Below are 21296 nucleotides of genomic sequence, written 5' to 3' on the forward strand. Positions count from 1 at the left end.
ACCATCCGGTCCGGCATCTCGCCGGACCGGAGGGAGCTTTTCGTCCTTTTAATTCCGCATCAAAACGGGGAATGCATATGAACACACGCATCCAGACGCTGCAAGACCATGCGGCCGCCAATGCGCCCGCCGTGGCCGCGCACAATCGCTGGCTTCAACTTGGTCTGGGCCTGCTCTGCATGATGGCGATTTCCAGCCCGCAATATGTGTGGACGCTCCTGACCAAACCGTTGTCGGCGAAGCTCGGCGTGCCGCTGCCCGAGTTGCAGGTGACGTTCTCGTTGCTCATCATCTTGCAGACGTTCTTTTCGCCGTTTCAGGGCAAGCTGATCGACCGCTTCGGACCGCGCCTGCTGATCTCGCTCGGCACGGTGATGTCGGGCCTGAGCTGGGTGCTGGCGTCGATGGTCACGAGCACGTCGATGCTGTATCTCACGTACGGTGTCGTCGGCGGGCTGGGCACGGGTATCGTCTACGTTGGTGTGGTCGGCCTCATGGTGCGCTGGTTCCCCGATCGCCGCGGCTTTGCGGCGGGCGCGGTGGCGGCGGGTTACGGCATGGGCGCCATCGTCACGACCTTTCCGATCTCGGCTTCGCTCGCGTCGCGCGGCCTCGACGCCACCCTGTGGATCTATGGCATCGCCTTCGCCGTCGTGGGCTTTCTCGCGTCGCAGGGCTTGCGCGTGCCGCGCGATGTCACGCCGGCGCAGGCGTCTGCGCCCGCGCTGGCGGCATCGGGCGTGCCGAACCTGCGCCCCTCGCAGATGATGCGCTCGCCGCTTTTCTGGCTCATGTTCGCGATGATGACGATGATGTCCACGTCGGGCCTCATGGTCACCTCGCAGATGGCGACCTTTGCCGCCGACTTCGGCATCACGAAGGTCGTCGTGTTCGGCATGGCGGCACTGCCGCTCGCGCTCACCATCGACCGCTTCACCAATGGTCTCACGCGTCCGCTGTTCGGTTGGGTGTCGGACCGTTTCGGGCGCGAAAACACCATGTTCATCGCCTTCGCGCTCGAAGGCGTCGCCATGGCGCTGTGGCTCCTGACGCGCGAGAACGCCGTATTGTTCGTGCTGCTCTCCGGCGTGGTCTTCTTCGGCTGGGGCGAGATTTTCTCGCTCTTTCCTTCCACGCTGACCGACACGTTCGGCACGCGCCACGCCACGGAGAACTACGGCTGGCTGTACATTTCGCAGGGCATCGGCTCGATCTTCGGCGGACCGCTTGCCGCGCTGCTGCATCTGCATGCGGGAAGCTGGGTCCCGGTGTTCAGCGTGGCGATCACGCTGGACATCGTCACCGCGGTGCTCGCGATGTTCGTGCTCAAGCCGATGCGCGCGCGCTTCCTTCAGAAGACGGCGGGTATGTCGTATATCGGTGCGAGAATGCACGAATAGAAAGCCTGACAAACATATGTGGTGCACCACATATTTGCGACATGTTCGCACAATCGGCCCGCGCCGCCATGGCACTGGGGTTCCGGCGACAAAGAAGATCGTTGGCATACCACTTGCATGATCCAGGGCGAATCGTGAGTACCAGGACGAATTATCGATTCGACGGTCATCATCCAACACCTAAGGGGTTCTTCATGTCAGTCCGTCTCACCCGCCGCGTTCCCGGTCAGTCGAAACAGCGCACCACTGTCATGCTTTTGCGCACCTGCGCGCTCGCATTCGTCGCCACCTTCAGCATCAGCCATGCGAGCTACGGGGCCAGCGTCGAGGAAATCAAGGCGCGCGGCTATCTGAGCGTCGCGACCGAGGATGACTACAATCCGTTCGAGTTCGTCGACAACGGCAAGAACACCGGCTACGACAACGAACTGCTCGCACTGGTGCGAAAGAAGATCGGGGTCGATGTGAAGCAGCAGATCATGCCGTGGTCCGGCATCCTGCCGGGCGTGACGACCGGCAAGTACGACATGGCGCTCACGGCCGTGCTCGTCACCGACGAGCGCAAGAAGACCTTTGACTTCGCGTCGCCAACCTGCGAGGCCGTCACGTTCTATGCCACGCGCAAGGGCTCGCCGATCAGGACGCCGGACGACCTCGTCGGCAAGGTCGTCGGCGCGGAAACGGGCAGCGCCATGCTCGCGGACCTCAAACTCTTCGACGAGCAGCTGAAAAAGAAGCACGGCGGCAACGGCCTTAAGCAGATCGTCGAATATCAGTCGTACCCGGAGGCCTATCAGGACCTCGGCCTCGGCCGCGTCGACGCCGTCGCCAACACGCAGATCAGCCTGAACTCGCTCGTGAAGACACGCCCCGACACGTTTACGGTCGGGCAGGCAATCGGCAAGCCGACCTACATTGCGTGGGCCGTGAAGAAGGGCAACACCGACGTGCTGAAGATGGTCGACTCCGCGCTGCTCGAGCTGCGCAAGAGCGGCGAGATGTATCAGCTTCAGCAGAAGTGGCTCGGCGCGAGCTACAAAGACATGCCGCAGTCCGTCAACTGACATCTGAACGCCTTTGCGACTGTGCATCGATGAACGCCTTCGATTACTGGAGCATCGCTCAGGGCGCGCTGGCGACCGTGGTTCTTTCGGTCGCCAGCATCGTGGCCGGCGTGCCGCTGGGCCTCGCGCTCGCGCTTATCCGCTGGGCGCGCGTGCCGTTTCTCCACCGCCTCGTGGTCGCGTACGTGAGTCTCATCCGCTCGTGCCCGGCCGTGACGCTCACGCTGCTTATCTTCTTCGCGCTCCCGCAGTTCGGCATCTCGCTCGACCCCACACCCGCCGCGATTCTCGCGCTCACCATCAGCACTGCCGCGTTCAACTGCGAAATCTGGCGCGCGGCGCTCATGAACTTTCCCCGCGACCAATACGATGCCGCTCTGGCTTTCGCCATGCCGCGCAGCCTGCGCTTTCGCCGCATCGTGATGCCGCAGATCTGGCGGGCGAGTCTGCCCGGCCTCGTCAACGAGATGACCTTGCAGATCAAGTCGACGCCCGCGGTGGCGGTCATCGGCATCGTCGAGATCACGCGCGCGGCCCTGCGTGTCGGCGCGCGCACGTATGATCCGCTGCTGCCTTTCGTTTTTGCGCTGGTCATTTACGGGCTGATCGTGTTCGTGCTCATCAAGGCGCAGCGTATGATCGAGCGCCGGCACCCCGTGGAGGCCCGCGCGTGAAGGAGAACTTTCTGATCATCTGGCAACAGCGCGCGGACGTGTTGTCGGGCCTGTACGACACGCTCGGCCTGCTCGCGGTGGCGGCCGCCGCGTCGCTGGTTCTGGGCGCGCTGCTCACGCCCGCGCTGATGTCGAGACGCCCGGCGATTGCGCGGCTTGCCATGCTCTATGTGGACGCCATGCGCTGCGCGCCTTTCCTGTTGTTCGTCTATCTGATCTATTTCGGTCTCCCGACAGCAGGCATTCGCATGTCGAACTGGTGGGCGGGCGCCGTCGCGTTGATCCTCTACAACACGGCCTACATGGCGGAGTTGCTGCGCGGCGCCTGGGCCGGCTTGCCCACGCCGATGATCGAAGCCGCGCGGGCCTACGGCTTTCACGGTTTCGGGCTGGTCCGGCGCATCATCCTGCCGCAGGTCTTTACGGTCGCCTTGCCGATGATCGGCAATCAACTCGTGCAGATCGTCAAGGACAGCGCATTCCTCACGGTAATCGCGGTTGGCGAGCTCACGCACCAGATGAACGGTATTCAGGCCACTTATTTCATTCCGTTCGCCGCGTTCATCACGGCTGTGCTGCTGTACTGGGCCATCTGCCTCGTGATCGAGGGCGGCAGCGGCTTACTGTCGAGATTCGCCGAGGAACGCAGAGCATGAACATTTCGAACGATGTCCCGTCCGCCATCATGCGCGCCGCCGTCGCGGAACATGCCGACGCGCAAACGGTGCTGCGGCTCAACGGCATTTCGAAGTCGTTCGGCGAGAACCACGTGCTGCGCGACGTGTCGCTCACCGTGCACAAGGGCGAGACCGTCTGTCTGCTCGGGCCTTCGGGTTGCGGCAAGTCCACGCTGCTGCGCTGCGTGAACTGGCTCGAAGTGCCCGACGCGGGCACGGTCCACGTGTCCAACCAGCGCATGGGCGTGCGCGAAGGCTCGTCGATCAAGATGAGCGACGCCGAGCTTGCGCGCTCGCGCGCGCGCATCGGCATGGTGTTTCAGCATTTCGCGCTGTGGCCTCATTTGACGGTCTTGCAGAACGTCATGGAAGCGCCGCTGCACGTGCTCGGACGTCCGCGTGAAGAGGTGCGCGAGGAAGCCCGGCATCTGCTGGAGCGCGTCGGGCTCGCGGGGAAGATGGATGCGTTTCCCTCGCGTCTGTCGGGCGGTCAAAAACAGCGCGTAGGCATTGCGCGGGCGCTGGCGATGAAGCCCGACATCCTGCTGTTCGACGAGCCGACCAGCGCGCTCGACCCGATGCTCGTCGGCGAAGTGCTGAACGTGATGCGCTCGCTCGCGCAGGAGGGCGCGACCATGGTGATCGTCACGCACGAGATGGAGTTTGCACGACAGGTGGCGAGCCGCATCGTCTTCATGGATGCGGGCGAGGTGATCGAGAGTGCGCCGCCCGAGCGATTCTTCGGTGCGCCGCAGACGCCTCGCGCGCGGCAGTTTCTGGCGCGTTTTCGTTCGCCGCGCGAGGCCCCCGGCGATTGGAGCGGGGTGCCCACGCTTGCCTGAAGCGCACGCGCATCGCCGCGTCAGGAGCGCGGCGATGCGCGCGTTGCCAGGATCATTGCGGCGAGACCATGTCGGCGGCCTGCTTCACTTCTCCGTCCTTGTATTTGCCCCACGTTTGCGCAAGTTCGCTCATCGAGCGCGGATCGCAGTCGTATTCGGGCAGCGTGTCGGGGTCCCAGTGACCGAAGCGGTCGGTGCCGCGCACGAGCGTTGCGCGCCGGCGGCCCGTAGCCGAGCGCACATGCGCGGGCACATAGAAGAATGCGAAGCCGATGCGCCTGTCGTCCGAGCGGTTGGGCAGCGAACTGTGCGCGGTGCGCTCGTGATGCATCGAGAACTCGCCGGGCTGGAGCGGCATTTCGACGGCAAGCTCCTCGTCGATACCGACAAGCGTTTGACCCTTCGCCAGCATGTTGTCCTTCGCATAGGTCTCGACATGCTTCAGATCCGGGCCGCTATGCGAAGCCGGTAACACGCGCAGCACGCCGTTGACGGAATTCGCGGGCGTGAGCGCGACCCAGACCGTCACTTCCTCGTGCGGCGTGAGCCCAAAGTAGGTCGAGTCCTGATGCCACGACACGTAGCGAGGATCGCGCCCGTTCTTCGCGAATATCGACGCGCCGAACAGCATGATGTCCGGCCCGATGAGATCCTCGACCGCATCGAGAATGGCGGGGTGACGCGCGAGTTCGACGATTGCCGGCAAGGCCAGGTGGCCCTTGATCTTCAAGGTCTTGTTGACGTCCTCGCCGGAGGCGGCCTCGTATTGCTCGATGATGCGGCGATACGCCGTTGCGTCTTGCGCGCTGATCGCCCGCATCGGAAAGACATAGCCATTTTGTTTGAAATGCGCCACCTGCGCATCCGTCAAGTGCTTCGTCATAACGTTCCTCTGGTGTGGGTTCGAGCGGGACAACACATGCGTCATCTGGACGCCAGGATCGACCTGGCGGAAACTCATCGATCTGCCATGCGTATGGCTTCGTGCACGGCGTGCGCGATGCGCAACACGCCTTCGTCCTCGCCGCGCGCACCGATGATCGAGAGGCCGACGGGCGCGCCTTCGAAGCGCATCCACGGCATGCTGACTTGCGGCAGGCCCGCGAGGCCGGCGACACAAAGCATCTGCTGCGCACGCGCTCGCGCGTGATCGACCGTTTGCGCCGAAGCGTCCGCGCGCGGCGCGACGCCCGGCACCGTCGGCACGAGCCAGAACGTTGCGTGCGCAAGCGCATCGGTCATCGTTCGGATCGCTTCGACGCGCACGCGCTGTGCTTCGGCGATCTGTTCGCAGGTCACCTTGAGGCTCGTCGCGAAGCGCGCGCCCACGTCGGGGCCGAAGCTCCCGGCATGCTCGCGCACCCACGCTCCGTAACGTTGCGCGATCTCCGCCGCCTGCAACACGCGAAACGCCTGCGCCCAATCGGCAAGCGATTTGCTGGGCGCGACCCGCTTCACCGCGCCCCCAAGCGCGCGCAGCGACGACTCGAAGCACGCCGCCACTTGCGCATCGAGGCACGCGAGCATATTGCGCGGCACGTGCAGTGCGAATGATTCGCCGTCAGGCGCGACGACGCTGCGCGCCAGCACCTCGAACAGGTCCGTTAGCGTGCGTGCGTCGCGCGCGAACCAGCCGATCGTGTCGAAGCTGTGCGCGAGCGTGAGACAGCCGTCCGTCGCGATGCGGCCGTGCGTGGGTCGCATGCCCCACACGCCGCAATAGCTCGCGGGCAGGCGCACCGAGCCGCCGCAATCGGTGCCGAGCGCGATGTCCGCGTGACCCGCCGCCACGGCCACGACCGAACCCGACGACGATCCGCCCGGAATGCGCGTGGGATCGGCGGGATTGACGGGCGTGCCGTAGTGGGCGTTTACGCCTGCCAGGCTGTAGGTGAGTTCGTCGGTCACGGTCTTGCCGATCCACTGCGCGCCTTCTTCGAGCAACGCGCGAACGGCGAGCGCGGTGCGTGCGGCGACCGGCTGGGCTTCGCGCCACGCGGGATTGCCGCTGCCCGTGCGCAGCCCCGCGATATCGAACACATCCTTCACTGCGAGGCGCTTCCCCGCGAGCTTGTCGCCCGTGCGCGCGGGCAATGCGCCGGCGGGCAGGGCGTCGAAGCCATCGGCAACGAATGCGCCGTGCAGGCGTGGCTGGAGAAGATCGCTGCGGATCATGACGGATCCATCCAGCTGACATGCGCGGCGACGACACGCCACTGGCCGTCGATGCACGCCCACGTCTGCGACTGTCGGCCGATACGCGATTCGCCTGCGCGCGCGAACGTGATGTTCGCCACGGCGAATTGCGTGCCGAAGGTCGTCACCGACCGATCGATGATCGTGCGCGTCAGGCCCTTGCCGGGCCGCTGCGCGCGAAAGGCGCGGATCGCTTCGTAGCCCTGCAGATTTTCCGTCGCGCCGTAGCGCAGCGTATGCGGACTGTTCCAGAACAGCGTGTCGAGAACGGCAATGTCGTTGGTCGTGAGCGCCCGCTCGTACGCGTCGAATGCGGCTTCGACGGCGGCGAGCGTTGCGGGATCGTTGACTGGCTCCGTGCTCATGCGGTTTCACCGTGGAGGCTGTTCAAGGCGCGCGCGAAGAGTTCGGGGGGAGCGGTGTAGATGCCTCGGCCCAGCAAGCCCGAGCGCCCATCTGCGGCGATCATCGCAATCGCCGCGCGCGCCGCGATGTCTTCGCGAACGACGCGCGCGGCATCGAGCACGCCCGGCAACCGGCTGAACGCGGGGTGAGGCGCCGTGTGGATGCGCGATTGGCGATCGTGCGCGGCCGCTGGGAACCAGGCCTCGAAGGCTTGGGCAGGCTCGGGGGCATGGGCGAGCGCCTGTGCACCGAACCCGGCCGCGTCGATCGCGCCGCTGTCGCCCGTGAGCGGCGCGGCCGCTGCCACCTGGTCGGGATCGATGCGCGGGCCTTCCGGCGCGCGCGCGTCGGCGGTGATCCAGCGCGAGGGCGCGCCCGCGAGCCGGATGCCCACGCGCTCGCCGTTGCCCGCGAGCGTCACTACCAGCGTCGACGCCGGCTCGCCCGCCTGCGCCGCCGCCGACAGCATCAGCGCGCACGCGGCCATCCAGGGCGTCAGGAAGAAGAGGGGCGTTTGTGCGAGCATCGCATCGACCTCGGCGTGATTCAAACGTGATGCCAGCAACGCGCGCAGCGCCGCGGTCGCGCCGGTTGTGCGCGCATGCAGGTCGTCGCCGCTGTCGAGACCGGCTTGCGCGAGTGGGAACAGGTCGAGTGGACCGTACGCGAGCCGTCGATCCAGCACCGGCGCGAGCACTTCGTCGCGCCACTTCATGCGTTCGAGGATTCGCGGGTCGCGGCTGCCGAAGCGGATCTGCGGGCCCGCGCCGCTGCCGAGCAACGACCACGAGCGCGCCGCGCAGACCTGCGCATCGGCCACCTCGACGAGGCTCGAGCGCGGCGAGATTACGGCGGCGAGCGGCGTGACCACGCCGTACGACTGGGCGCTTTCAAGGCGCACCTCACCTTGCGAGATGAGACGTTCCGCGTGCGCTTCGTCCTTGGCCCAGCCTTCGTAAAGGCAGCATAGGACTGCGGACGAACGCACCACAGCGGAAGGCCGGCGTGCGTCTTCGAAAGGCGGACCGGCGTGCAACAGCGTGAACTCCGGCAAACGCACCGCGTCGCGCGCGGCAACGACGCCGCGCCATTGCGGGCGCACCGCATGCACGTGGCGCAGGGCGCGCGCGTTGGCATCGTCGGCGCGCATCGTCAGCGGCTTGCGAAACTGAAGAGCCCGCGCAACCGCGACCAAAGCAGCTTCCAGAACAACTGGCCGACGTCGAGGGGTGCGTTAGCCGGCTGGGCGCGCGTAGCAGCGCGGCGCGGTGCGGCGGGGGCGTCCTGCGCGGCTTGTGCTGGTTGCGCGGGAACTTCGGTTGTGCGCACAACCGGCTGAGTCGCAACGTCTTCGGGCTCGACGGGCACCGCCTCGGCCGGCGCATCCACGCGGATCTGCGCCGCGCCTGCCTCGTCGAGTTTCGCCTTGAGGTTCGCGGCGAACGCTTCGGTCATGCGCGTGGCCAGCTCCTTCACGATGCCGCCGCGCGAGAACTGCGCGAGACTGCCGCTGATCGCGTAGTCCACCTTCACATCGACGCGCGTTTCACCCGCGCTCACCTGAGCGAGCGCGAACGACGCCACGCCCTTCACGCGCGAGGAACTCTTGCGGTCGAGGCCCGTGCCGGTAATGCTGCCGCGATGCCCGGCGTCGTCGAGCGTCATCTCGCCGTCGCCCGCGAACGAGGCGACGATCGGCCCGAGCTTGACGGTTATCGCCAGCTTGAGCAGGCCGTTCTCGACCGGCGCGGTGAGCGATGCGCCAGGCAGGCACTCGACGATGCCGGGCGTATCGTGAAAGCGCGCCCAAACAATGTCGCGCGGATAGGGCACGGTGAAGCCTTGTTCGATTTCCATGGCGAAAGATTCCGTATTCGATGCTTCAAGCCGTAACGGCGACCGCCGCAAGCGGGGCCGCCGCGCTCGCGCGGCGCGCGTCGAGCACGCGGCGAATGGCGCGCACGATACCCACATAGCCGGTGCAGCGGCACAGGTTGCCGGAGAGTTCGAGGCGCACGCGGGCATCGTCGGCGTCGGGCAGGCGGGTGACGATGTCGCGCGCGCTCATCAGCATGCCAGGCGTGCAGTAGCCGCATTGCAGCGCGTGTTCGGCGCTGAAGGCGGCGCGCAGCTCGTTCATGGTGGCGTCGTCGTCGAAGCCTTCGATGGTGCGCACCGCGCTGCCCGCGCAACTGATCGCGGGGGTGATGCAGGAGCGGGTCGGCACGCCGTCCACGTCGATCGTGCATGCGCCGCAAACGCCTTGTTCGCAGCCGATGTTGGTGCCACACAGCATGCGCTGCTCGCGCAGGAAGTCGGCGAGGCTCGTGCGCGGCTCGACGCGGTCCGCGACCGTCGCCTGATTGACGACGAGCTCGATCGTCTTGACGTAAGCGTCGCTCACGATGCGCTCCCTTTTTGATTGCGGATGTCCGCCGCCGCTCGTACGAGCGCGGCGCGATGCACCTCATGTTCATAGCTGCCCGCCTCGACGCCCGCCGCTTCCAGATGAGCGTCGAAGCACGCTGCGGGCGGATCGGCGGCGAGCAGCTCGCGCGCGTCGGCGATCGCGTAAGGCGGCGCGTCGAGCGCGCCGATCACGGCGCGGCACACGCCGCGCACCGCGTCGTCGATGAACACGGCGATGGCTTGCGCGAACTCGCCCGGCTTGCGGTTGACCTTGTAGTAGCTCCAGCGTGCCGTTGGCGAAAGGCGCGTGAAGCGCACGGCGGTCAGAATCTCGTCGGCTTCGAGCGCGGTCGTGAATGCGCCCGACATCCACTCGCCGTTGCCGATCGTGCGTGTGCCCCCCGGACCGCTCACCAGGCATTGCGCGTCGAGTGCGCACATCGAGTTGATCCAGTCGGCTGCCGGGTCGGCGTGCACGAGACTGCCGCCGAGCGTGCCGCGATTGCGCACCGCACGATAGGCGATGCCGCGCGCGACATGCTCCATGAACCCGCGCGTGCCGGTGTCGATCTTGCCGTCCTCGATTTGCGCATGCGTAATGCACGCGCCGAGCGTGACGACCTCGTTTTCGATGCGGCACGCACGCAGCGCCTCGATGCCGCGCAGATCGACGAGTCTTTCCGGCTGCGCGAGGCGCAGATTCATCATCGGTCCGAGCGACTGGCTTCCGGCCACGAATTTGCCATTGCCATCGGCTGGGCCGATAAGCGCAATCGCCTCGTCGCAAGCGACCGGCTTCGCGTAGTCGTAGGGCGCGGCTTTCATGCGGGGAGTTCCTTGAGTGAGTTGGCCTGCTGCTCGCGCCGCCTGGCGAGCGCTTCGACGATCAGGCGCGGCGTGACCGGCAATTGGTCGATGCGCACGCCCAGCCCGCGCAGCGCATCGTTGACGGCGTTGGCCAGCGCCGCGGGCGGCCCGATTGCACCGCTTTCGCCAATGCCTTTCTGCCCGAACTCGGTATAGGGCGCCGGCGTTTCCATGTGCTCAATGCGGATGGAGGGCACCTCGGTCGCGCCAGGCAAGAGATAGTCGGCGAGCGTCGAGGCGAGCGGCTGGCCGTCTTCGCTGTACGGCATCGCTTCGTAAAGCGCGGTGCCGATGCCCTGGGCCGCGCCCCCGTAGACCTGGCCGTCGACGACCATGGGATTGATGAGCACGCCGCCATCTTCGACAATGGCGTAGTCCAGAATTTCGGTTTGGCCGAGCACCGGATCGACGGCGACGATCACCGCATGGCATGCGTAGCTGAACGTGCCCGAATCGCGCTTCGCCTGATACGACGTCGAGACTTCGAGGCCGCGCGGATCGACGTCGGGCGGCAGCAATTGCGGCGCGAGATACCAGGTGCGCGCGATCTGCGCCAACGTGCGCGAATCCTGCTTGCCGACGACCGCGCCGCTTTCCCAGCGCACATCGTCCAACGGTTCCTGGAGGAGGTGAGCGCCGATCTTCAGGAGGCGCTCCTTGAGCTCCTTCGAGGCGCGGCCCACCGCGCCGCCCGCCATCACGATCGAGCGCGAGCCCCATGTGCCGGTCGAGTACGGCGTGACGCCCGTATCGCCGAGCACGACGCGTACGCGGTCCGTGTCGATGCCAAGCACTTCGTGGGCAATCTGCGCGAGGGTGGTCTCCATGCTTTGGCCGTGCGAATGCACGCCGGCGCGCACTTCGAGCACGCCGTCGGGCGTGAGACGGATTACTGCGGGCTCATAGCCCGGCACCATCGGGATGCCCCAGCCGTGGTACACCGACGTGCCGTGCGCGCCCTGTTCGCAGAAGACCGACATGCCGAAGCCGATGCGCCTGCCGTCCGGCTCGCCGCGCTCCTGACGCGCGCGCACCGCGGGCAGATCGATCGCGGCCATCGCGCGGCGCACCGCCTCGGGATAATCGCCGCTGTCGAAGTGCTTTTTGGTGATGTTGTCGTAGGGCATCTCGTGCGGCTGGACGAGATTGCGCAGCCGCACCTCGTAAGGCTCGATGCCGGCCTCGAGCGCAATCGCATCCATGACGGTTTCGATCGCATAGCACACGCCCGTTCTCGCCACGCCGCGATATGGGAGGATCGGCGGCTTGTTGGTCGCGACCGACCAGGTCCGGCAGCGGAAACGGTCCATCTTGTACGGCCCCGGCAGAATGCTGCCGACCTGCGCCGCCTCCAGGCACGCGGAGAACGGATACGACGAGTACGCCCCCGAATCCACATGGGCTTCGCACTCCACCGCAAGCAGGCGGCCGTCGCGATCCGCGTAGCCGGTGATGTCGTAATCGTGCTCGCGGCAGTTCGCGTTGGCGGTGAGCTGTTCGCGGCGGTCTTCGATCCAGCGCACCGGCTTCTCCAGATGCATCGCGAGCCAGCCGCAACATACTTCCTCGGGCAGCAGAATGCCCTTGTAGCCAAAGCCGCCGCCGACATCGGGCGCGATCACGCGCACCTGTCCCTCGTCGAGGCCGAGACATTCCGCGAGACCCGTGCGCGTGATGTGCGGCATTTGTGCGGATGTATGGACGATGAGCTGTGACAGGCGGCGGTCCCAATGGGCGACGACGCCGCGCCCCTCCATCGGCGCCATGCTTTGCCGCGCCGTGCGCAGCTTGCGATGCACGCGGATGGGCGCATCGCGCCGAATGGCGTCGAGATCGACGTCGGGGTTCGCATCGACGAAGGTTTCGAGAAAAACGTTGTCGCCCCAATGCTCGTGCACGAGCGCGGAGTCTTCGCGGCGTGCATCGAGCATGTCGACGACAGCGGGCAGTTCCTCGAAGTCGACGAACACCTGCGCGGCGATATCTTCGGCTTGCGCGCGCGTGGCGGCCACGCACATTGCGACGGGCTCGCCGACCTGGCGCACCTTGCCGCTCGCGAGTACGGGCTGCTCGGAGCGCTTGAAGCCGGGCAGGCCCGAATTGGCGACGATGGGCTTTACGCCCTCCAGATCGGTCAGCGTGTACACCGCATGCGCGAAAGGTTCCGGCTTCTCGATGCCGACGATATGACCATGCGCGATCGGGCTGCGCACGAACGCCACGTCGAGCATGCCGACCATGCGGATGTTGGGAACGTACTCGCCGCGCCCGTGCATGAAGCGCTCGTCTTCCTTGCGCCTGAGCGATGCGCCGATGCCTTGCGGACCCTTGTCGCCGCCGTTGGCGTGAGGACGTTTGATCATCGTTTTCGCCTCGCGTGGTCAGGCCGCGCGTGCGAGCGGCAGGGTGGGCGAAACGGCGTCGTGCCGCACGCCGTCTCTCAGGCAGAACAGCGGCGACAGCATGCGGTCGGTAATGATCTGGGTGCCCTCGTTGTCTTCCAGCACCCAGCGGCCGCGGCGGTCTTCCAGCACGCTGATGTCCGCGCCGCGTCCCACTTCCAGCGAGCCGATCCGGTCTTCCATACCGACCATCTTCGCGGCATTGCAGGTCGCCATCGCGACGACGTGTTGCAGAGGCAGTCCGAGCGCAAGCATGCTCGTCATCGCGCTGACGAGACTGAACTGCGTGCGGCCGAGGAACGCGTGTTCCTCGTCGGGATGGCTCTCCGGCGTGCCGGCGGGGGCGGGAACATGCGTGTTGTAGCCGTGCATGTCGGCGCCGAGCGTGTCGGGCACCACGCCGGCATCGAGCACGATGCGCGCCGTCCTGAAGCTGAAATGCGAGCCGTGGCCTACGTCGATCTTCAGGCCTCGCGCGATCGCTTCGTGTACGAGCGGATGCAGTTGTCCGTTCTCCTCGACGAAACCGCCCGGATGGCGGCTAAACGGATGCGCGAGGATGTCGCCCGGCTTGAGCGTCTGAACCACCTGATCGAAGATCGAGTCGGGCTCGACCGGCAGGCCGCCGCTGCGGGGTTTCGGCCACAACTGCCCGAAGTGAATATACAGGGGCAACTGCGCGCCACGGCCGATCTGCGCGGCGATCTTCATCACGTCGAGCCCCCAGCGCGCGAAGCCGCCGATTTCGGCATGCGCCTTGATGCCTTTCACGAGATCGGAATTCGCCTGGATGGACTTGACGGTCGCTTCGGCATCGAGGCAATCGGGGCGATACAGGTCGGGGTAGTAGTGCCCTTCGAGGCCGCCGACAAGATACGCGGAGATGAAGGCGAGCACGCGCGTGGCCGAGCGCTCCGCTACGTAGTGCCGAAAGCCAGGAATCGTGATGCAGCTCGGTCCGCCCTGATCGATGATCGTCGTCACGCCCGACTGCACGCCGCACTGATCCGCGTTCAGGCCGAAGCGGCCGGTCACGTACTGATAGATGTGGCCGTGCGTGTCGATGAGACCGGGCAGCACCAGCTTGCCGCTGCAATCGATCGGTTGCGCCTGAGGCGCCTCGTTCGCGAGGTCGGGGCCGACGGCGGCGATCACGCCGTCTTCCACCAGAACGTCGAGCGTGGCGTCGATTTTCCGGGCGGGGTCGATGACGCGGCCCCCTTTGAGCAGAACGTGTGACATGTACGGTTCGATAGCCGATTGGGAAGATGTGTGGTGTACCGCAAATAGTGTGCCGGTTTTTTCGCGCGGCTTTCCGCGGTCGCATTTTCTTCTTCGGATCAGTGACTTATGGCCGCAGCCATGGGTCGATGTGCGCCTTGCTGCGGAGCTTCGATCGCCCGGTTCGCACCGATTCGGCGAGTGCCGGCGAGCGCGTGCACCAAGCGCAGGCGCGATGCCTTTTTATGGTGATTAGTTGGTGTACCGCGCATTTGCGATGTGCAGTGGTTACGGCCTAGAATGCGCATCGGAGCGTTCGAATTTCACCCATTTCCTTTGAGCCGACTTCATGCGAACCACCGTCACCGATTCCATTGACATTCAAGGCGTGCGCGCAGAGCTTGCCGAGCGGCAGGCGCGTTCGCCGCTGTTTTCGCGGCCGGGTTTTCTGATACGTCGCATGCATCAGATCCACACATTCCTGTTCGCGCAGGAAACGAGCGAGTTCAATATCACGCCGGTGCAGTACAGCCTGCTTACCGCGCTCGAATCGCTCGGGGAGATGGATCAGAACTCGCTCGCCATCGAAGTCGGGCTGGAGCGTTCGAGCGTCGCTGAAGTCATTCCGCGTTTGAATGCGCGGGGGCTCGTGAGCCGCACACAGGTCGAACACGACAAACGACTGCGGCTCGTCAAGCTGACACCGGCGGGCAAGCGTCTGGTCAGGAAGATGGCGAGCGCCGTGCAGCGCGCGCACGATCGCACGATCGAGCACCTGTCGCCCGTCGAGCGCGATGTGTTCATGTTGCAGTTGATCCGGCTGGTGGAGGCCAACAATCCGGACAGCGCCGTGCCTTTCCGGTTGCCCGACAGCCAGTTGCTGGCGCAGGATGAGAGCGAGGCGGGCACGAGCTGAATGAATCTCGCAGGCGCAACTTTGCTCTGCGAGCCTAAATGCGACGGAACCCGCTGACCCGGCTCGGCGGGTGCCTTACTCGCTTTCGGGCAGATCGAGCGCCTTGCGCTCGCGGCGTTCTTCGTTGCCGCGCCGCGCACGCTGGCGCTGGCGCGAAAGCACGGTGATGATCTGGCCGGTGGTGGCGTCGGCCGGGATTTCGTTGCGGATTACGTTTGCGACCATCGGCAGTCCCTTGCGCTGGCGGCGCAGCGCCTGCGCGATCGCCTGGCGGCACGCCGGCCCGTGGCAATCCCATTCGTCGCGCAGTTTTCCGCAGTAACGGCAGGTGTTCATACGTCCCAGTCTACCCAAAATCGAACGATGGTATCGGGGCGCGATCAGCGCGCGCCGCGCCTGTGCCCGCTCGTGTGTCGCCCGGCGCGCGCCGGCGGTATGATCGGCAGCGGACGCAGTGGGTTCGCAGTGGGATATTTTCGTGGCGGGAGCGGCAGATGGCGGCGATCGGCGTAGTCCTGTTCGACATGGAGGGCGTGCTGTCCCACTACGATCGCGACGCGCGCGTGGCGAGCCTCGCGGCCGCCACCGGCGCTCCGCCCGCAACGGTGCGTCACGCGATCTGGGGGTCGGGTCTCGAAGCGCGCGCCGACGCCGGCGAGATTGACCCCGACGCTTATCTGCGCGCGCTCGGCGAGCTGCTCGGATGCGAGGTGGGGCGCGACGTGTGGCTCGCTGCGCGGCGCGCGTCGATCACGCCGAACGAGGCGGCGCTCGCGCTGGCGCAGCGTGTGGCCGCGCGATGCCGCATCGCGGTGCTGACCAACAACTGCTCGCTCGTCACGCATCACCTCGACTATCTGAATCCGCCCGTTGCGCGGCTTTTCGGTTCGCAGGTGTATTCGTCGGCGACGTTCGGCGCGGTCAAGCCGGCCGCACAGACCTACCTTGGCTGCGTTGCACAGCTCGGTGCGCAGCCCGAGGAAACGCTCTTCATCGACGACAGCGAAGCGAACGTCACGGGCGCGCTCGACGCGGGGCTGCAGGCGTGCCACTTCGTCGAAGCCGGGTGGCTCGCGAGCGACCTGGCGCGGCTCGGGCTCATCGACGCTTGACCTGGTGGCCGTGCCGCACGCGCGGCCACTGTATGCATGAATGGCTGGCGAACGTACGGGAGTTCGCGATGAAAATGCAATGGAACTGGAGACGGGTCGCGACACTCTGCCTGTGCGCGTTCGTACCGCTTGCCGCAGCTCAGCAGCCGGGCGCGCCGCTCGTTTACGTGATGGACTTCGAACTCGACGCGGCCAACGTCAAGCAGGATTCGAATCCTGTGGAGAATGCGCGCGAGCACATGGGCGGCTTGCTGCCGAGACCGCTGTTGCGCCACCGCGATCCGCAGCAGCAGGCCGATCAGGTCGTCGCGAAGCTGGCCGATGCGCTGGTGAACGACCTGCGCGCGAAGGGCCTCGACGCGCGCCGCCTGCCTGGCGGCGCGCCGCTACCCGCGCAGGGATGGCTCGTGCGCGGCGTATTCCTGAGCGTGGACGAAGGCAACAGTCTGCGGCGCGCAGTAGTGGGTTTCGGTTCGGGCGCGAGCCAGATCGAGCTGGCGGTGGCCGTGGACGACCTCGCCGCCCAGGCGCCGCAGCCGCTTTATCAGGTGATCGACAGCGAGTCGAGCCACGCGAAGCCGGGCGCCGGCGCGGCGATCGCGCTCAATCCCTATGTAGCGGCGGCTAAATTCGTGCTTGCGCGCGCCGATGACCGCAAGAACGTGGACCGCGCGGCGGCCGAAGTGGCCGACTCGGTTGCGGCGCGCGTGAAAGCGGCGCCGCAATGACGCCCCGGGCGCGTTAGCCGCGCGAGGGAATGTTGAGCCCGCGCGCGACCGCCGGCCGTGCGACGAATGCTTCGAGCACGCGCGCGACGTTTTTGAAATCGGCGTAACCCACGAGATCACTGGCCTCGTAGAAGCCAACAAGGTTGCGCACCCAACCAAACGTGGCGATGTCGGCGATCGTGTACTCGTCGCCCATGATCCACTTGCGCCCCTCGAGGCGCTGGTCGAGCACGGCGAGCAGACGCCGCGACTCGGCGACGTAGCGGTCGCGCGGACGCTTGTCCTCGTACTCCTTGCCCGCGAACTTGTGGAAGAAGCCCACCTGACCGAACATCGGCCCAATGCCGCCCATCTGGAACATGACCCACTGGATCGTTTCGTAGCGCGCCGCGCCTTCGCGGGCGAGGAAGCGGCCGCACTTGTCGGCGAGATAGATGAGGATCGCGCCCGATTCGAACAGCGCGAGCGGCTCGCCGCCCGGGCCGTTCGGATCGAGGATCGCGGGAATCTTGTTGTTGGGGTTCAGCGAGAGGAATTCCGGCGACATCTGGTCGTTCGAGTCGAAGCGCACGAGATGCGGCTCATAAGGCAGGCCGCTTTCCTCCAGCATGATGGAGACCTTGACGCCATTGGGCGTGGGCAGCGAATAGAGCTGGATGCGATCGGGGTGAAGCGCTGGCCACTTGCGGGTGATGGGAAATGCGGAAAGGTCGTTCATGCGCGGTCCTTGAAGTCCCTCAGCGACGGGGCGCGGGCCACGAAAGGCGCGCCACGGCCTGCCGGGGAAGCGGGAGTGGAGTCAGGCCGCCAAGTTTAGTGGAAATGGCGCGCGCCGTCTTTTCGCCTCAAGGCGCGGCGTGGCGCGGCGCTCAGGGATTGGCGGGCATGGATTGCGCGAGGCTCAGCAGATTGAGCGGCGCGACGCGAATGAGGCCGCCGCGCGGGCTGTCGATATCGGCGATGAGCGTGAGCGAAAGCGTCACCGTGATGGGCAGGACGAGCAGCAGCACGCGCCGGCCGACCTGGCCGTGCGCGCCGTAGCCCTGCATCAGGTTGCTGAAGACGGCGATCAAGATCATCAGCGCCCACGCGGCGACGGGAATGCGATTGATCCACGCGGCCTGCGTATAGCCTTGGGAGTTGATGACGTCGTTCATGCCGGCGAGCACGAGCGCCATCACCGGATTCGGCTGCGCCTTCGCGGCGTCGCGCACGTTCGCCCAGAGCTGCGCCTGAAGCTCGGTGGTGTTGCGGTTGATCTCGTCGAGTCCGGCGGCGTCGTGCACGACATAGAACTGGATGCGCGCCTGGAGGTAGCGGGCGAGCAGCGCCTTGGTCTGGGCAGCCGCCTCGCCGCCAAGCAGCTCGGCGCGCAGGTACTCCGTGCCGATCGCATTGGCTTCCTCCTCCTCCAGGTTCTTGCGCTGGTCGTAGCGGCTCACGGCCATCGAAAGCGTGAAGCCGATCAGGAGTGCGAGCAGCGTGAGCGTCGCGCCCTGCACGATCTTGTAGTTTTCGCGGGCTTCCTCGGCGAGCGGGAAGTATCGGTGCAGCACGCTCGTGCCCAGCCAGGCGGCGAGCGGCAGGACCACAATGAGCACGATGAGCAGAAGCGCAGGGCGCTGGAGGATTAGCGGCGTCATGGAGTCTCCGCGAAAAGCGTGAGAGGGACGAAGGCGCTGCAATGCCAATCGGCGTCGCCCGCGCGAGGCGGGGCGACGCCGATTCTACGACAGGTCCGCACGGCGGCGCGGGCCGCTGCCGGCGTTTCAGCGCACCGTGCGCTGCGGCCACATCGTGCGGCCCCAGAACGTCAGCGAGCGGTCCCACGCGAGCTGCGCCCAGACCGGGTCGTACTGCGTGATGGCGATGCGGCTCGGACCCACGGCGGTCTCGTTCGCGAACGCGTGGTGGGCGAAATAGCGATGGAATTCGACGTCGACGTTGGCGCCCTTGAGCTTCGTTTCGAGCTCCGCCACGGTTTCGATGCTGAACGCCTGGTCCTGGGTCGCGAAGTGGCCGAGGATGGGCGCCGTGATCTTGCTCGCATCGAGGTATTCGAGCGGCGGGAAGCCGTACCACACCACGGCGCTCGCCAGGCCCGGCACCATGGTGGCCGCGAGCAGCGTGAGCGCGCCGCCCATGCAGTAACCCGTCACGCTCACGCGGTCCGTGAGCGTCTTCAGGTAAGTGACTGCGCCGTACACGTCCTGCGAAGCGGCGTCCGCGAAGTCGAGGCCCGTCATCAGATGGTGGGCCTCTTCCTGTTCGACGGTGCTCTTGCCGCGATAGAGGTCGGGCACGAGCGCGAGGTAGCCCGCCTGCGCGAGCCGGTCGGCCACGCCGCGGATCTGGTCGTTCAAGCCCCACCACTCCTGGATCACGACGATGGCGGGTGCGCCCTCGGTCTTTTCCGGTTTGGCGAGATAACCCTGGAGCGACTGGCCATCAGGGCGGGTAAAGGAAATCATGGAACCGGCGGACTGTTTCATTTGGGGCAACCCTCGCTGAGTCGGTTGAACGAAAGACGCAAGCATAGCGCTTGCGTACGGGATTTGTGTGTAAGCGCCTGAGGGGCTCATTCTCCGATCAAATGCAGCACGATGTCGCGCGTATGCGCCGCGCGCCGGTGCTCGAACACATAGATGCCCTGCCACGTGCCCAGCACGGGATTGCCGTGCTCGACCGGGATGCAGAGTTGCGTGTGCGTGAGCACCGTGCGCAGATGCGCGGGCATGTCGTCGGGGCCTTCGGTGTCGTGCTCGTAGCGCTGCGGATCTTCGGGCGCGAGCTGCTCGAAGTAACGTTCGAGATCGCGGCGCACCGAGGGATCGGCGTTTTCCTGGATGACGAGCGACGCCGACGTGTGGCGGCAAAAGAGGGTGAGCAAGCCGGTGGCGATGCGCTGTTCGCGCACGAACGCGCGCACCTCATGGCTGATTTCGACGAGCCCGCGCGTGCGCGTGCTCACCGGCAGATGATGGATGGCCTGGCGCATGATCGGTATTCTCCTGACGGGCGGCGGCGCATGGCTCGTGAGCCGTCGCGGCGATTCGAGCCTTCAAGCATAGCGCAGGCGGGCTGGGCGCGCAGAGCGCTCCCGCAGCCGGCGCACGATGCTGGTACGATGTCGGCCTGGCCGGCTACTGGCCCGACCGCACATGAAGGAGAAAACCACTTGAACCTTACCCGCTTCGCCAAAGCCCGCCACGCCACCAAGGCGTTCGATCCCGCCCGCAAGATTCCCGCCGCTGTCATCGACGAACTCAAGGAGCTGATCCGCTTCAGCCCTTCCTCGGTGAACTCGCAGCCGTGGCATTTCGTGGTGGCCGCAAGCGATGCGGCGCGTGCGCGCATCGCCAAGGGCATGGAAGGTTTCGCGTACAACGAACCTAAGGTCTCGCGTGCCTCGCACGTGTTGGTGCTGTGCGTGCGCACCGACATGGACGAAGCGCACCTCGCCGAGGTGCTCGCGCAGGAAGAAGCGGACGGCCGCTTTGCCAATGCCGAGGCCAGGGCCGGCCAGGAAAAGACGCGCTCGTTCTACGTGAACCTGCATCGCGAGCGCAACGACCTGCCGGCGTGGATGGAGAAGCAGGCGTATCTCGCGCTCGGCACGCTGCTGATCGGCGCATCGACGCTCGAAATCGACGCCTGCCCGATGGAAGGCTTCGACGCGAAAGCGCTCGACGAGGAACTGGGCCTGCGCGAGCAGGGCCTCACCGCGCTCGTGGTGGTCGCTCTCGGCTACCGCAGCGCCGACGACTTCAACGCGAAGCTGCCGAAGTCGCGTTTGTCCACGGCTTCGGTATTCACCGATCTCGGTTGATTCGCGAAGGTCTTCGCCGCACTCGCAGCAGGCGCGGCGAATGACACGGCCCGAAGCCACGCGGGAGCCGCATCAGGAGCATTCGTCCATGCAGGGTATCAAACGCCGGATCGTGTACGTCACGCTGTTCGAAGGCATTGCGATCCTGATTACCGGCACGAGCTTCGCGTCGCTCTCGGGTAGCGGCATGGACCGCGCGGGCGCGGCGGCGGTGTTTTCGTCGCTGATCGCGGTGGGCTGGAACTTCGTCTTCAACCTGCTGTTCGAGCGCTGGGAAGCGCGCCAGACAAAACGCGGCCGCAGTGTCGCGCGCCGCATTGCGCATGCGGTCGGCTTCGAGGGCGGGCTCGTGGTGCTCCTCGTGCCGATGATCGCGCTCACCCTGCACGTGTCGTTGATCGAGGCGTTCGCGATGGATATCGGCCTCTCGGTGTTTTTTCTCGTCTACAACTATGTCTACAACCTGATCTTCGACGCCGTATTCGGCCTGCCGGCTTCCGCCATGCCGGTGACGAGCGCTTCGGAAACGCAGCCGCGCGCGTAGCGCGGGCGCT

At 66.1% G+C, this 21296-nt stretch carries 24 protein-coding genes; 10 read left to right on the forward strand and 14 right to left on the reverse strand.

From position 1 onward, the window contains the following. Nucleotides 1–77 precede the first annotated feature (77 nt). The 5 genes from oxlT to C7411_RS21040 all read left to right on the forward strand — a co-directional run bounded on the left by oxlT (nucleotide 78) and on the right by C7411_RS21040 (nucleotide 4657). The gene (gene oxlT / locus C7411_RS21020) at nucleotides 78–1400 is read left to right on the forward strand and encodes an oxalate/formate MFS antiporter (RefSeq protein WP_110385991.1); all 1323 of its coding nucleotides are present in this window, start codon (nucleotides 78–80) and stop codon (nucleotides 1398–1400) included. 194 nt (nucleotides 1401–1594) lie between these two features. Next, a complete protein-coding gene (locus tag C7411_RS21025) occupies nucleotides 1595–2464 on the forward strand; it encodes a transporter substrate-binding domain-containing protein (protein WP_110385992.1) in 870 nt (289 codons plus the stop codon). 29 nt (nucleotides 2465–2493) lie between these two features. After that, complete coding sequence (locus tag C7411_RS21030; RefSeq protein WP_110385993.1) at nucleotides 2494–3138, forward strand: amino acid ABC transporter permease; 645 nt, start codon at nucleotides 2494–2496, stop codon at nucleotides 3136–3138. Next, the gene (locus C7411_RS21035) at nucleotides 3135–3794 is read left to right on the forward strand and encodes an amino acid ABC transporter permease (RefSeq protein WP_110385994.1); all 660 of its coding nucleotides are present in this window, start codon (nucleotides 3135–3137) and stop codon (nucleotides 3792–3794) included. The genes C7411_RS21030 and C7411_RS21035 overlap by 4 nt, the downstream gene beginning before the upstream one ends. Next, nucleotides 3791–4657: an amino acid ABC transporter ATP-binding protein gene (locus tag C7411_RS21040; RefSeq protein ID WP_110385995.1), complete on the forward strand. Its 867-nt coding sequence runs from the start codon at nucleotides 3791–3793 to the stop codon at nucleotides 4655–4657. Before C7411_RS21035 ends, C7411_RS21040 begins: the two co-directional genes overlap by 4 nt. Nucleotides 4658–4709: 52 nt before the next feature. On the opposite strand, the gene C7411_RS21045 is transcribed toward C7411_RS21040, so the two are convergent. From C7411_RS21045 to C7411_RS21085, 9 genes are all read right to left on the reverse strand, one after another. After that, nucleotides 4710–5540 carry a phytanoyl-CoA dioxygenase family protein gene (locus C7411_RS21045; protein ID WP_110385996.1) on the reverse strand — a complete coding sequence of 277 codons (831 nt, stop codon included), beginning with the start codon at nucleotides 5538–5540 and terminating at the stop codon, nucleotides 4710–4712. Between the two features lie 74 nt (nucleotides 5541–5614). Next, nucleotides 5615–6832 carry an amidase gene (locus C7411_RS21050; protein ID WP_181431357.1) on the reverse strand — a complete coding sequence of 406 codons (1218 nt, stop codon included), beginning with the start codon at nucleotides 6830–6832 and terminating at the stop codon, nucleotides 5615–5617. Then, nucleotides 6829–7218: an oxalurate catabolism protein HpxZ gene (hpxZ, locus tag C7411_RS21055; protein ID WP_110385997.1), complete on the reverse strand. Its 390-nt coding sequence runs from the start codon at nucleotides 7216–7218 to the stop codon at nucleotides 6829–6831. Before hpxZ ends, C7411_RS21050 begins: the two co-directional genes overlap by 4 nt. Continuing rightward, nucleotides 7215–8408, reverse strand: coding sequence for a YlbE family protein (locus C7411_RS21060; RefSeq protein WP_110386113.1), 1194 nt, complete (start codon nucleotides 8406–8408; stop codon nucleotides 7215–7217). The genes hpxZ and C7411_RS21060 overlap by 4 nt, the downstream gene beginning before the upstream one ends. Nucleotides 8409–8410: 2 nt before the next feature. Continuing rightward, nucleotides 8411–9115 carry an SRPBCC family protein gene (locus C7411_RS21065; RefSeq protein ID WP_110385998.1) on the reverse strand — a complete coding sequence of 235 codons (705 nt, stop codon included), beginning with the start codon at nucleotides 9113–9115 and terminating at the stop codon, nucleotides 8411–8413. A 25-nt stretch (nucleotides 9116–9140) separates the two neighbouring features. After that, nucleotides 9141–9662 carry a (2Fe-2S)-binding protein gene (locus tag C7411_RS21070; protein WP_110385999.1) on the reverse strand — a complete coding sequence of 174 codons (522 nt, stop codon included), beginning with the start codon at nucleotides 9660–9662 and terminating at the stop codon, nucleotides 9141–9143. After that, on the reverse strand, nucleotides 9659–10492 hold the full coding sequence (locus C7411_RS21075; protein ID WP_110386000.1) for an FAD binding domain-containing protein: 834 nt from the start codon (nucleotides 10490–10492) through the stop codon (nucleotides 9659–9661). The genes C7411_RS21070 and C7411_RS21075 overlap by 4 nt, the downstream gene beginning before the upstream one ends. Beyond that, the gene (locus C7411_RS21080) at nucleotides 10489–12897 is read right to left on the reverse strand and encodes a xanthine dehydrogenase family protein molybdopterin-binding subunit (RefSeq protein ID WP_110386001.1); all 2409 of its coding nucleotides are present in this window, start codon (nucleotides 12895–12897) and stop codon (nucleotides 10489–10491) included. Before C7411_RS21080 ends, C7411_RS21075 begins: the two co-directional genes overlap by 4 nt. Nucleotides 12898–12915: 18 nt before the next feature. Further along, the gene (locus C7411_RS21085; RefSeq protein WP_110386002.1) at nucleotides 12916–14178 is read right to left on the reverse strand and encodes an amidohydrolase/deacetylase family metallohydrolase; all 1263 of its coding nucleotides are present in this window, start codon (nucleotides 14176–14178) and stop codon (nucleotides 12916–12918) included. Nucleotides 14179–14506: 328 nt separating this feature from the next. Between C7411_RS21085 and C7411_RS21090 the strand changes: the two genes are divergently transcribed. After that, on the forward strand, nucleotides 14507–15073 hold the full coding sequence (locus tag C7411_RS21090) for a MarR family winged helix-turn-helix transcriptional regulator (RefSeq protein WP_110386003.1): 567 nt from the start codon (nucleotides 14507–14509) through the stop codon (nucleotides 15071–15073). Nucleotides 15074–15148: 75 nt separating this feature from the next. Here C7411_RS21090 and C7411_RS21095 read toward each other — a convergent pair whose 3' ends face one another. Beyond that, nucleotides 15149–15409, reverse strand: coding sequence for a hypothetical protein (locus C7411_RS21095; protein WP_110386004.1), 261 nt, complete (start codon nucleotides 15407–15409; stop codon nucleotides 15149–15151). A 158-nt stretch (nucleotides 15410–15567) separates the two neighbouring features. On the opposite strand from C7411_RS21095, the gene C7411_RS21100 reads away from it, so the two are divergent. Together C7411_RS21100 and C7411_RS21105 are read left to right on the forward strand one after the other, a co-directional pair. Continuing rightward, nucleotides 15568–16185 carry an HAD family hydrolase gene (locus tag C7411_RS21100; protein ID WP_110386005.1) on the forward strand — a complete coding sequence of 206 codons (618 nt, stop codon included), beginning with the start codon at nucleotides 15568–15570 and terminating at the stop codon, nucleotides 16183–16185. A gap of 68 nt (nucleotides 16186–16253) precedes the next feature. Then, a complete protein-coding gene (locus C7411_RS21105; RefSeq protein ID WP_110386114.1) occupies nucleotides 16254–16913 on the forward strand; it encodes a DUF4410 domain-containing protein in 660 nt (219 codons plus the stop codon). A 13-nt stretch (nucleotides 16914–16926) separates the two neighbouring features. Here C7411_RS21105 and C7411_RS21110 read toward each other — a convergent pair whose 3' ends face one another. The 4 genes from C7411_RS21110 to C7411_RS21125 all read right to left on the reverse strand — a co-directional run bounded on the left by C7411_RS21110 (nucleotide 16927) and on the right by C7411_RS21125 (nucleotide 19911). Continuing rightward, nucleotides 16927–17631 (reverse strand): glutathione S-transferase N-terminal domain-containing protein, encoded by a 705-nt coding sequence (locus tag C7411_RS21110; protein WP_110386006.1) that lies wholly within the window; start codon nucleotides 17629–17631, stop codon nucleotides 16927–16929. A gap of 151 nt (nucleotides 17632–17782) precedes the next feature. Further along, nucleotides 17783–18556, reverse strand: coding sequence for a bestrophin-like domain (locus C7411_RS21115; protein ID WP_110386007.1), 774 nt, complete (start codon nucleotides 18554–18556; stop codon nucleotides 17783–17785). 126 nt (nucleotides 18557–18682) lie between these two features. Further along, entirely contained in the window at nucleotides 18683–19405 is a 723-nt protein-coding gene (locus tag C7411_RS21120) for a dienelactone hydrolase family protein (RefSeq protein ID WP_110386008.1), read from the reverse strand. Nucleotides 19406–19491: 86 nt separating this feature from the next. Further along, a complete protein-coding gene (locus tag C7411_RS21125; protein ID WP_110386009.1) occupies nucleotides 19492–19911 on the reverse strand; it encodes a secondary thiamine-phosphate synthase enzyme YjbQ in 420 nt (139 codons plus the stop codon). Between the two features lie 180 nt (nucleotides 19912–20091). Between C7411_RS21125 and nfsB the strand changes: the two genes are divergently transcribed. Next, nucleotides 20092–20742, forward strand: a complete 651-nt coding sequence (nfsB, locus tag C7411_RS21130; RefSeq protein ID WP_110386010.1) for an oxygen-insensitive NAD(P)H nitroreductase — start codon at nucleotides 20092–20094, stop codon at nucleotides 20740–20742. A gap of 88 nt (nucleotides 20743–20830) precedes the next feature. Continuing rightward, nucleotides 20831–21286, forward strand: coding sequence for a PACE efflux transporter (locus tag C7411_RS21135; protein ID WP_110386115.1), 456 nt, complete (start codon nucleotides 20831–20833; stop codon nucleotides 21284–21286). Nucleotides 21287–21296 lie beyond the last annotated feature (10 nt).

Origin of the sequence: Paraburkholderia silvatlantica (assembly GCF_003096715.1) — a bacterium.
GTDB classification, from domain to species: Bacteria; Pseudomonadota; Gammaproteobacteria; order Burkholderiales; family Burkholderiaceae; genus Paraburkholderia; species Paraburkholderia silvatlantica.